This window comes from Sphaerisporangium aureirubrum (assembly GCF_042658925.1).
In the GTDB taxonomy this organism is placed as follows: Bacteria; Actinomycetota; Actinomycetes; order Streptosporangiales; family Streptosporangiaceae; genus Sphaerisporangium; species Sphaerisporangium aureirubrum.
Map to the genome: position 1 here is coordinate 1 of NZ_JBHSRF010000140.1, position 10715 is coordinate 10715.

Annotated in this window: 10 protein-coding genes; 4 read left to right on the forward strand and 6 right to left on the reverse strand. The window is 72.0% G+C overall.

Features of this window, described 5'->3' with window-relative positions:
• A partial coding sequence (locus ACFP1K_RS40080) for a homocysteine S-methyltransferase family protein (RefSeq protein ID WP_380763650.1) occupies nt 1–1079 on the reverse strand: 1079 nt, incomplete at its 3' end.
• A 247-nt stretch (nt 1080–1326) separates the two neighbouring features.
• On the opposite strand from ACFP1K_RS40080, the gene ACFP1K_RS40085 reads away from it, so the two are divergent.
• Nucleotides 1327–2181, forward strand: coding sequence for a PAC2 family protein (locus ACFP1K_RS40085; protein ID WP_380763652.1), 855 nt, complete (start codon nt 1327–1329; stop codon nt 2179–2181).
• Between the two features lie 312 nt (nt 2182–2493).
• Nucleotides 2494–3030, forward strand: a complete 537-nt coding sequence (locus tag ACFP1K_RS40090; protein WP_380763654.1) for a hypothetical protein — start codon at nt 2494–2496, stop codon at nt 3028–3030.
• Here ACFP1K_RS40090 and ACFP1K_RS40095 read toward each other — a convergent pair.
• From ACFP1K_RS40095 to ACFP1K_RS40115, 5 genes are all read right to left on the reverse strand, one after another.
• Nucleotides 3002–3757: a sirohydrochlorin chelatase gene (locus ACFP1K_RS40095; protein ID WP_380763656.1), complete on the reverse strand. Its 756-nt coding sequence runs from the start codon at nt 3755–3757 to the stop codon at nt 3002–3004. The genes ACFP1K_RS40090 and ACFP1K_RS40095 overlap by 29 nt on opposite strands.
• Nucleotides 3754–4923 carry a uroporphyrinogen-III synthase gene (locus tag ACFP1K_RS40100; protein ID WP_380763658.1) on the reverse strand — a complete coding sequence of 390 codons (1170 nt, stop codon included), beginning with the start codon at nt 4921–4923 and terminating at the stop codon, nt 3754–3756. Before ACFP1K_RS40100 ends, ACFP1K_RS40095 begins: the two co-directional genes overlap by 4 nt.
• Nucleotides 4920–5315, reverse strand: coding sequence for a nitrite reductase small subunit NirD (nirD, locus tag ACFP1K_RS40105; RefSeq protein ID WP_380763660.1), 396 nt, complete (start codon nt 5313–5315; stop codon nt 4920–4922). The genes ACFP1K_RS40100 and nirD overlap by 4 nt, the downstream gene beginning before the upstream one ends.
• Complete coding sequence (gene nirB / locus ACFP1K_RS40110) at nt 5312–7741, reverse strand: nitrite reductase large subunit NirB (protein WP_380763662.1); 2430 nt, start codon at nt 7739–7741, stop codon at nt 5312–5314. Before nirB ends, nirD begins: the two co-directional genes overlap by 4 nt.
• Before the next feature lie 233 nt (nt 7742–7974).
• On the reverse strand, nt 7975–9339 hold the full coding sequence (locus ACFP1K_RS40115; protein WP_380763664.1) for an MFS transporter: 1365 nt from the start codon (nt 9337–9339) through the stop codon (nt 7975–7977).
• A gap of 222 nt (nt 9340–9561) precedes the next feature.
• On the opposite strand from ACFP1K_RS40115, the gene ACFP1K_RS40120 reads away from it, so the two are divergent.
• Together ACFP1K_RS40120 and ACFP1K_RS40125 are read left to right on the forward strand one after the other, a co-directional pair.
• A complete protein-coding gene (locus ACFP1K_RS40120) occupies nt 9562–10041 on the forward strand; it encodes a peptide deformylase (RefSeq protein WP_380763666.1) in 480 nt (159 codons plus the stop codon).
• 269 nt (nt 10042–10310) lie between these two features.
• Nucleotides 10311–10715 (forward strand): hypothetical protein (locus tag ACFP1K_RS40125; protein ID WP_380763668.1); only part of this gene is annotated, 405 nt, incomplete at its 3' end.

Genomic DNA, 10715 nt, shown 5'->3' on the forward strand with positions numbered 1-10715 from the left:
CCGGCCAGCATCGCCTCCCGAAACACCTTCGACCCGTTGGCGTTGGTCCGCTCCCCGATCGCCAGATACGACGCATCCTGCGAAAACGGCACATGCGCGTACAACGACGCCGCCCCGGGCACCGTGACGACCCGCCGGGTCTTGGCCTGACGCTCCGCCACCGCCTGCGCCACCGCACTGATGTGCTCGGGCGTCGTGCCACAGCATCCGCCGACCAGCCCCACCCCGAACTGCTCCACGAACCCCACCTGCGCGGCGGCCAGCTCGTCCGGCCCCAGGGGATACCGCGCGCCGTCGGAGGTCAGCTCGGGCAGACCGGCGTTCGGCATGCACGACAGGCTGACCTTGCAGTGCCGCGCGAGATACCGCAGGTGCTCGCCCATCTCCGCCGGGCCGGTCGCGCAGTTCAGCCCGATGACGTCGGCGCCCAGCGGCTCGATCACCCCGAGCGCCGCCCCGATCTCCGACCCCAGCAACATCGCGCCGTTGGTCTCGATCGTGACCTGCACCACCAGCACCACGTCACGGCCGGCCGCCGCGATGGCGTCCTTGGCCCCCAGCACCGCCGCCTTGGCCTGCAGCAGGTCCTGACAGGTCTCCACGATCAACCCGTCGGCCCCACCCGCGATCAACCCCTCGGCATTGCGCCGGTACCCGTCCCGCAACACACCGAACGTCACATGACCAAGACTCGGCAGCTTGGTCCCCGGCCCCATCGACCCAAGAACGAACCGCTGCCGCCCCGTCCGCTCACTCCAGTGATCGGCACGCTCCCGCGCGATCCGCGCACCCGCCAGCGACAACTCCTCGATCCGCTCAGCGATCTCATACTCACCAAGCGCCGCCCAGTTCGCCCCGAAAGTATTGGTCTCCACGCAATCGGCACCAGCGGAAAGATACGCATCATGCACCCCGGCCACCACATCCGGCCGAGTAGCGTTCAGAACCTCGTTACAGCCCTCATATCCCTCGAAATCTTCCAGCGACGGGTCAAAACCCTGCAACATCGTCCCCATCGCACCATCCGCCACCAGCACCCGTCGCGCCAACGCCGCCCGGAGGGATTCCCTGTCGCTCATGCGCTCCAGCCTAGCGGCGGCGCCGATGTCACCGTTCATTCCGGGACCCGGACAGCCGGGCCGGGACGACCTCCGAGGCCAGGTGGTGGCCCCAGGCGGGGGCCGGTGCCAACCCGCTCTCCCTCTCCGTGACACCGAAGGGGTGTCAACGAATAGTCTTAGTTAGGCACAAGGCCGCCACCGGGCGGCCGAGAGGGCGCTCCGGTGCTTGCGGAGCGGCCTCGGCCAGGCTAGGAGGAGGCGGCGTGTGATCGAGCTCGAAGGACTTCCCGAGCTCGTCGACCCGGTGCTGATCGCCGCGTTCGAAGGCTGGAACGACGCGGGTGAGGCGTCGAGCGGCGCTCTCGCGCACCTTGAGGCGGAGTGGAAGGCCACCCCGCTGGTCGAGCTGGACCCCGAGGACTACTACGACTTCCAGGTGACCCGGCCGATCGTCGAGCTGGGCGACGGGCTGACGCGGTCCATCGTATGGCCGAGCACCCGGCTGCTGGTGGCCCGCCCGCCGGGCAGCGAGCGCGACGTGGTGCTGCTGCGCGGCATCGAGCCCAACATGCGGTGGCGCACGTTCTGCTCCGAGATCGTGGGCATCTGCCTGGAGCTGGGCGTGGAGACGGCCGTCCTGCTCGGCGCGCTGCTCAACGACTCCCCCCACACCCGTCCGGTGCCGATCGTCGGCACGGTGAGCGACCCCGGCCTGGCCCGGTCGCTGAACCTCGAGATGACCCGGTACGAGGGCCCGACCGGCATCGTCGGGGTCCTCCAGCACTCCCTCGGCGCCGCCGGCACCAAGACGGTGTCGCTGTGGGCGTCGGTGCCCCACTACGTGGCCCAGCCGCCCAACCCCAAGGCCACGCTGGCGCTGCTGCGCCGCATCGAGGACCTCCTGGACATCCCGATGCCCCTCGGCGAGCTGCCCGACGAGGCCCGTGCCTGGGAGCACGGCGTGGACGAGCTCGCCGCCCAGGACTCCGAGGTCGCCGAGTACGTCCGGGAGCTCGAGGAGCGCAAGGACGCCGCCGAGCTGCCCGAGGCGAGCGGGGACGCCATCGCGGCCGAGTTCGAGCGTTACCTGCGGCGGCGGGACCACGACGGGGACAGCTGACCCCCGGGACTTACAAATCGGTGCACACGCCGCAAATCATACGCTTCTTGTCATCCGGCCCGCGCGCTCCGCTTTTTGCGGTAATAATTGGCCGCTGCGCTGTTCCGCACCATTGACCTGGGCGGCACCACACGCGCAAAGATTCCGGCGACGACGGGGTGACACGACCCCGCGAACGGGGTGGGCGCCGTCAACGCGCGTACCCCTCCATTTGTGACCGCGCACCTTGGAACTCCCATGGCGATTCCATATCCCGATCCCCACAACAAGGCACAGGAGACGCGGCGACGCGTCATCGAAATGGCCCTACTCATGAAACACGACGACCGGGAGGCGACCGTCCACCCGCAACTGCGCGGCGCCACCCCGGCGCAGGCGATCGAGCTGTTCCTGGCCCTGCTCCAGGACCGCCTGCCCGTCTGGCTGCGCACCCTCGACGACCTCATGCACCGGACGGGCAAGGGCCGGGTGAACGACAACCTGCTCCCCGTGGCGCGGGCCGGCATCGACTACTACGCCGACGTCCAGGGCGCCGCGATGCCCGCCTTCATCTCCCCCTCGATCACCGTGCGCTTCCGCGAGGCGCTGCGCGAGACCCGGCTCGGGCCCGCGTCGGAGATCGCCCCCCTGGCGGAGTACCTCGACGCGGAGCGACGGCTCGGCCGGGTGGCGGCCGACGTCAACCCGGAGAGCAGCGCCCGGCTGCTGCTCGCGGGGTGCTTCCGGCACGCCTACTACGAGATGTTCATCGGCACCGGCTCGGGCCTGTCCCGGGACGAGAGCGCGAACGAGATCGTGCGCGAGCTGCGCCTCGAGGCCGTCACGCCGAGGACACCCGCGCTGTCCTGACCGCCAGGGCGTGCCCGGCCGCGGGGACGCCGGCCGCGACCTCGTCGTGCCGGTGCCACACCAGGGCGGCCAGCTCCTCCTCGACGCCGAGCGGGCGGGCGACCAGGTCGGCGCCGCAGTCCACCATGCGGTCGTGGAAGTGCCCGGGGGCCAGCAGGTACGACGCGACCGCGACGCGGGGCGCCGGGGACGAGCGCAGCCGGTCCATGACCTGGGCCAGCGAGGGACTGCCCGCCGAGGCGAACGCCGCCGTGACCGGGCGGGCCAGCCGCACCGACAGCAGCCGGGCGGCGGCCCGGACGTCGGCGAGCGCCGCGGGGTCGGAGGAGCCGGCGGCGCCGAGGACCACGGTGTCGGTGGGCCGCAGCCCGGCCGAGGCGAGCCGGCGGGCCAGCACCGAGGTGAGCAGCGGGTGCGGGCCGAGCGGCCCGGCGACCAGGGCGTCGGGCCTGGCCGCGGCGACGACCGTCGGCAGGTCGATGTGCACGTGGTATCCCCCCGCCAGCAGCAGCGGCACCACGACCACCGGGCCCGGCGCCGCGGCGAGCACGCCGGACAGCGCGGGCGAGCTGATCTCCAGGAAGCCGAGCTCGACGCGGTGGCCGGGACGCGCCCGGCGCACGCGCGCGGCCAGCTCGGCGAGCGCCGCCTCCCCCGCGGCGCTGCGGGTGCCGTGCGCGCCGAGCACCAGCGTGCCGTCCCGGGCGTCCCAGGATGGCGTCCTCAACGGCTCTCCCCCCGGTGGGTGGCCAGGCGGTAGCCGCGCTTGACGACGGTCTCCACGATCCCGGCGGGGCCGAGGGCGCGGCGCAGGCGGGTGATCGCCATCTCGACGGCGTGCTCGGCGGAGTCCCTGGACGGCCCCCCGGGCAGCACGACGCGCAACTCGGAGCGTGCCACCACGTGCCCGGGACGCTCGGCGAGGCGCTTGAGCACCGCCATGGGGGCGGGCGGCAGCGGCTTGAGCTCCCCGTCGACCGCGACGGCGTGGCCGCGGATCTCCAGCTCGTGGGACCCGGCGGTCACCCGGGTGACGCTGTACTCGGGCAGGTGACGGGCGAGGGCTCGGGCGAGGGCGCCGAGCCTGGCGCGATCGGGCTGGATCACGGGCACGCCCTTGGCGGTGAGCGGTCCCGCGGTGACCGGCCCCACGCAGGCCGCCACCACCGGCCCGCGGAAGGCGGCGAGCAGGACATCCTCCACGCCCTCGGTCCGTGCCGCGTTCAGCATCGCCAGCACGGCGGGGGCGCTGGTGAAGGCCACCGCGTCGACCGAGCCGGAGATGGCCTGCGTGATGAGGCGGCGCAGCGGGGAGGTGTCGCGGTACGGCAGCCAGCGGTACACCGGCACCTCGATCACCGTGGCGCCCGCGGCGCGCAGCGTCGCCACGAACCCGGTGAGCGGCTCGCCGTGCAGCTGGACCACGACCCGGCGCCCGCGCAGGTCCTGGTCGAGGAGGTACCGCTTGATCTCGTCGCAGGACTCGCTCAGCGGCGTCCAGTGGTCGGTGAGCCCGGCCGCGCGCACGGCGCCGCGCGCCTTGGGCCCCCGGGTGAGCAGGCGCGCCCCGGCGAGGTGGCCGGCCAGGTCGGCGGACAGCCCCCATCCCTCGGCGGCGGCCATCCAGCCGCGGAACCCGACGCCCGTGGTGACGACGACGTCGTCCACCGGCTCCTCCAGGCATTCGCGGGTCGCCGCGAGCAGCTGGGTGTCCTCGGCGAGCGGGACCAGCCGGATGGCGGGCGCGCGCACCACCCGGGCGCCGCGCCGCTCCAGCAGCGCCGCGAACTCCTCGCGGCGGCGGGTCGCGGTCACCCCGATGGTGAAACCCGCGAGCGCGTCGGGCGCCGTTTCGGGTGATGTCAATGGATTCTCCAGTAGCGCGGCCGTCATTCCACGCTCACCTCCACGGTGCCGTTGCTGACACGAATCGGATATGTCGGTAGTGCCGTTCCAGGATCGTCCAGACAGATCCCGGTGACCAGTGAAAAGGCTTGTTTATGCATCGGAGTGGCTACGAAAGGTTCATCACCCCGCGTTCCGGCGATGCCGCGCGACATCACGCAGGCGCCGCTGTAGGGGTCGCGGTTGCCGACCGCGAACAGGCTGCCGTCGAACGCGCGGAACACGGCGATCTGCTCGCCACCGGCCAGCGCGGCCACGCCGAGCTCGGGGATGAGGTCGGTGTAGGCGCAGACCGGCGTCCAGGTGCGCCGCGCGTCGTACCGCGCCGTACCGTGCGCGGTCTCGGGGGCCGTCTTCAGCTGCTGCTCGACGGTGGTCATGACCGGGTCACCTCCAGGAGTACGGGTTTGATCTGGTCGCGCTGGGTCTCGAACACGATCGAGGGGTCGGGCGTGCCGGGGGCGTTGACGAAGCTGACGAAGCGCCGCAGCTTCTCGGGGTCCTCGACGGTGGCGCGCCACTCGTCGAAGTACGTCTCCACGTGCCTGTCCATGGCGGCCTCCAGGTCGGCGCACACGCCGAGCGAGTCGTTCACCACCACGTCGCGCACGTAGTCCAGTCCCACGCTCTCCACCCACGCGGCGGTGCGCTGGAGCCGTTCGGCGGTGCGGATGTAGAACATCAGGAACCGGTCGATGGTGCGCACCAGCGCGTCGTCGGACAGGTCGCTCGCCAGCAGGTCGGCGTGGCGGGGCGAGAAGCCGCCGTTGCCGCCGACGTAGAGGTTCCAGCCGTTCTCGGTGGCGATGACGCCGAAGTCCTTGCCGCGCGCCTCGGCGCACTCGCGGGCGCAGCCGGAGACCGCCGCCTTGAGCTTGTGCGGCGAGCGCAGCCCGCGGTAGCGCAGCTCCAGGGCGATGGCCATGCCGACCGAGTCCTGCACGCCGTACCGGCACCAGGTGGAGCCCACGCAGGACTTCACGGTGCGCAGCGCCTTGCCGTAGGCGTGGCCGGACTCGAAGCCCGCGTCGACGAGCCGCTTCCAGATCGCGGGGAGCTGCTCCACCCGGGCGCCGAACAGGTCGATCCGCTGCCCGCCGGTGATCTTGGTGTACAGGCCGAAGTCGCGGGCGACCTCGCCGATAACGATGAGCTTCTCGGGCGTGATCTCCCCGCCCGGGATGCGCGGGACCACCGAGTAGGTGCCGTTCTTCTGGATGTTGGCGAGAAAGTGGTCGTTGGTGTCCTGGAGCGCGGCCCGCTCGCCGGACAGGACGTGCCCGCCGTTCACCGACGCCAGGATGGAGGCGACCACCGGCTTGCAGATGTCGCATCCGCGCCCGCGCCCGTGCTCGCCGATCAGGCGGGTGAAGGTGGTGATGCCGCGCAGCCGCACGATGTCGAACAGCTCCGGCCTGCTGTGGTCGAAGTGCTCGCACAGCGCCTTGCTCTGCGCGACGCCCTCGGCCGCGAGGATGGCGGCCAGCGCCGGGACGCAGCTGCCGCAGGTGGTGCCCGCGCGGGTGCACTTCTTGACCCCCGCGACGTCGGTCAGGCCCTGCTCGGCGACGGCGGCGCGGATCTCGCCCCGGGTGACGTTGTTGCAGGAGCAGACCGCCGCGTCGTCCGGCGGCACCACCGACGACCCGGTGACGCCGGCGAACAGCAGCTCGCTGGCCGAGCCGGGCAGCTCGCGGCCCACCAGCGGGCGCAGCATGGCGTACGGCGCGGCGTCCCCGACGCAGATGCCGCCGAGCAGGGTGCGGGCGTCGTCGCTGACGAACAGCTTCTTGTAGACGCCCTCCACCGGGTCCATGAACGTCACGTCGAGCGCGCCGGACAGCTGGCCGAAGCTCGCCACGTCCACGCCGAGCAGCTTGAGCTTGGCCGACTGGTCGGCGCCGGTGAACCGCGCCGTGCCGCCGAGGATGCGGTCGGCCGCCACGTCGGCCATGGAGAAGCACGGCCCGACCAGGCCGTACACCATGCCTCCCACCAGGGCGCACTCGCCGATGGCGTAGATCGCCGGGTCGGAGGTGCGCATGCCCTCGTCGACCACGACGCCGCCCCGCTCGCCCACCTCGAGGCCGCACTGGCGGGCCAGTTCGTCGCGCGGGCGCACGCCCGCGGAGAACACCACCACTCCCGCGTCGATCACCGTGCCGCCGGCCAGCACGACCCGGCCGGGCTCGATCCTGTCCAGGCCCGTACCGGTGTGCACGGTGAGGCCGAGGCGTTCCACGTGGCCGCGCAGCACGGCGCCGCCGCCCTCGTCGACCTGGCGGGGCATCAGCCGGGGGGCCATCTCCACGACGTGGGTGGCGAGGCCGAGGCCGCGCAGCGCGTCGGCGGCCTCCAGGCCGAGCAGCCCGCCGCCGACCACCACGCCGGTGCCCGCCGACTCGGCGGCGGCGCGGATGGCGTCCAGGTCCTCGATGGTGCGGTAGACGAACGCGTGCTCCCTGCCGGGCACCGGCGGCACGAACGGCGCCGACCCGGTGGCCAGCACCAGGACGTCGTACGGCTCGCTGTGGCCCGAGGCGGTGGTGACCTCGTGCCCGGCCCGGTCGATCCCGGTCACCCGGTCTCCGGTGCGCACCGTGATCCCCGCCGGGACGGGGTAGGTCAGCGCCGCGGCGCCCGCGCCGGGCTCGGCGGCGGACAGGTAGGAGGTCAGCGCCACGCGGTCGTAGGCGGCACGTGGCTCCTCCCCCATCACGGTGACCTGGTTCCCGGCGCCCCTGGCGGCCAGGGTCTCGGCCAGCCGGTGCGCCGCCGGGCCGTACCCGATGACGACGATCCTCACGTCCACGCCCCCGCCACCGGCCCGGCGACATCACAGGTGTGTGCGGGGAAAGTGAGCGGCATGGAGTCGATGGTGCTTTCAGGCCGTTTCACTGTTGGGTCCCTCCTGTTACCTCTGTGCTACAAGGCACTAACGGCATTCACACCCGGATCCGGCCTGGTGTGCGCACTACGCCCCGTCTCGCCGGTGAGAGGGCATGGCGCACCGCGGGCCGGATCCGGTGTCGAACAGGCCTAGACGCCCGCTCCCGCGAGGCTCGGCGCCCTCTGGACGCCGACCGTGCGCAGGTAGCAGAACCATGTGAGCCCGATGCAGACGACGTAGAAGGCGGCGAACGCCACCATCGCCGCGCCGGCGTCGCCGGTCGCGGCGATCGAGGTGCCGAAGCCGCGGTTGATGAAGAAGCCGCCGAACGCGCCGACCGCCGAGATGAAGCCGATGGCGGCGGAGCTGTCCCTGCGGCCGATCACGGAGGCGGCGGCCAGCCCCGCGGCGTCCCCCGGGGCCACCCGCTCCACGGCCTTGGCCTTGAAGATGGCGGGGATCATCCGGTACGTCGACCCGTTGCCGACGCCGGCGAGCGCGACCAGCAACAGATAGGCGCAGAAGAAGAGCATGAAGCCGCCGGTGGCGAGGCCCACGGCGGCCAGCGCGACGGCCCCGCCCATGGCGGCGAACGTCCAGAGCGTGACCCGGGCGCCGCCGAGCCGGTCCGACAGCCGCCCGCCGAACGGCCGCGACAGCGAGCCGACGAGCGCCCCGAGGAACGCCCAGGCGACCATGGAGGAGTACTGGGGGAACTGACTCTTGATCAGCAGGGGGAACGCGGTGCTGTAGCCGATGAACGACCCGAAGGTGCCGATGTAGAGGAACGACATGATCCAGGTCTGGGCCCGGCCGGTGATCTTCAGCAGCTCGCGGGGCTGAGCCTTGGCGGAGGTCAGGTTGTCCATGAAGAAGTAGGCGCCGATCGCGGCGACCAGGACCAGCGGCACCCAGAACAACCCGGCCGCCGCCAGCCCGAACCCGGCGATGACCAGCGGAATCAGCAGCTGGACCGAGCTGACGCCGATGTTGCCGCCCGCCGCGTTCAGCCCGAGTGCCCAGCCCTGCTCGCGCTCGGGGTAGAAGTAGGTGATGTTGGCCATGCTGGAGGCGAAGTTGCCGCCGCCGACGCCCGCGGTGGCCGCGATCAGCAGGAAGACCCAGTACGGCGTGCCCGGGTCGGAGACCGCCACCGCGAGGAGGATCGCGGGCACGAGCAGCAGCAGCGCGCTGACCACCGTCCAGTTCCGGCCGCCGAACCGCGCGGGGGCGAAGGTGTAGGGCAGCCGCAGCGCCGACCCGATGAGGTTGGGCAGCGAGACCAGCCAGAAGAGCTGGTCGGTGGAGAAGTCGTAGGAGCCGAGCTTGACGGCGACGATGCTCCACACGGTCCACAGGCTGAAGCCGAGATGCTCGGCGAGGATGGAGAAGATCAGGTTCCGCCGTGCGACGCGCTTACCGCTTTTTTGCCAGAAGTCCGGATTATCCGGATTCCAGGTGGTTATCCAGCGCCCTTTCTGTGGCGCCTCCTGCGGGGCCTCGATGGCCGTCATGACTCCTCCAGTGGTGACCCGAACCAGCGGAATCGAAGTTATAAAAGCCATCACACGGATAAACGACACCTGTTAGAGATGCGCGTTACGTTGGCCGCACCGGAGAAACGTGTCATGCACAGGCATCACACACGCAACGCGGAATTAACAAGATTGCCCGCCGGACGGACCGGGAACGCCTCCGGGAGCATCGTCCCCGCCGCTGCGACCCCAGGAGCGCGCATGCCCAGCGTCCAGCCGATCCGGCTGTACTCCGACCCCGCCCTGCGCACCGTGGCGGCCCCGGTGACGGCCTTCGACCGCTCGCTGCGCGAGCTGGTCAAGACCCTCCAGCTCACCACGCGCGCCGGGTCGGGACGCGCCGGGCTGGCGGCGCCGCAGATCGGGGTGCCGCTGCGCGTGCTGGTCTTCGAGGTCGAGGGAAGGTCCGGCCATCTGGTCAACCCGCGCCTCGCGACGTCCGGGCGGGCCGTCGTGGCCGACGAGGCGTGCCTGTCGGCGCCCGGCGTGTGGTGGCCGCTGGAGCGTTCCTACTCGGTGGTGGCCAAGGGCCGCGACATGTTCGGCAAGCCGGTCACCGTGCGCGCCCTCGGCACGCTCGCCCGGGTCCTCCAGCACGAGGCCGACCACCTCGACGGCGTGCTGTTCAGCGACCGCCTGCCCGACGACGAGCGGGAGCGCTTCCTCGCCGAACTGACCTGACCCGGCCGCGCCGGTCTGACCGGCCGCCGAGCCACGCCCCGGGCCTTACCCCCTCCACCCGCCGTCGCCCTGTCGGGCCACGACGGACAGATGTCCCATTTTTCGGGCAATGGGCGTTCTGGGGTTTTCTGGGGGGGTAGGCCAATCATGGACTGACCGACGACCGTGCCCTGGCGGCGCCGATCCGCGGTGAGGGCCGCGCCGTGCGTCCGGGGGGCGGGAGTGACGGGAGGGCGGCTTCGCGCGCGATGCCGGACAAGGAGGCAGTCGTGAAAAGTGGACTTCAGGTGGCCCTGGCCCTGGCGATCGGATACCTGCTCGGCCGGCACCGCAAGTTCAAGCTCGCCATCGCGCTCGTGGTCGCCGGGGCCACCGGCAAGCTGGGCGGCCTGAGCGGCAACCTGGTGGGGCAGGGCGTGAAGCTGCTCGGCTCCTCCGCGGACGTGCAGAAGATCGTGGAGAGCGTACGGGGCGAGCTGTTCGAGGCCGGCAAGGCCGCCGCCAAGGCCGCCACCAGCAGGCAGGTCAGCTCGATCAGCGCCAAGCTCCAGGAACGGGCCGACGCCCTCCAGCACGCGGCGAACGTCGCCGCCGGGGTGGAGGAGGCCGGCACGGCGGCCGCCGGCGGCGCGGCGCGCGCGGCGGGCGGCGCGGCCGCGGGAGCCACCCGGACC

Coding starts and splice junctions, on each gene's coding strand:
- ACFP1K_RS40090 (WP_380763654.1), top strand. CDS start 2,494: ATGAAACACGACGACCGGGAGGCGACCGTCCACCCGCAACTGCGCGGC.
- ACFP1K_RS40100 (WP_380763658.1), bottom strand. CDS start 4,923: ATGACGGCCGCGCTACTGGAGAATCCATTGACATCACCCGAAACGGCG.
- nirD (WP_380763660.1), bottom strand. CDS start 5,315: ATGACCACCGTCGAGCAGCAGCTGAAGACGGCCCCCGAGACCGCGCAC.
- ACFP1K_RS40115 (WP_380763664.1), bottom strand. CDS start 9,339: ATGACGGCCATCGAGGCCCCGCAGGAGGCGCCACAGAAAGGGCGCTGG.
- ACFP1K_RS40120 (WP_380763666.1), top strand. CDS start 9,562: ATGCCCAGCGTCCAGCCGATCCGGCTGTACTCCGACCCCGCCCTGCGC.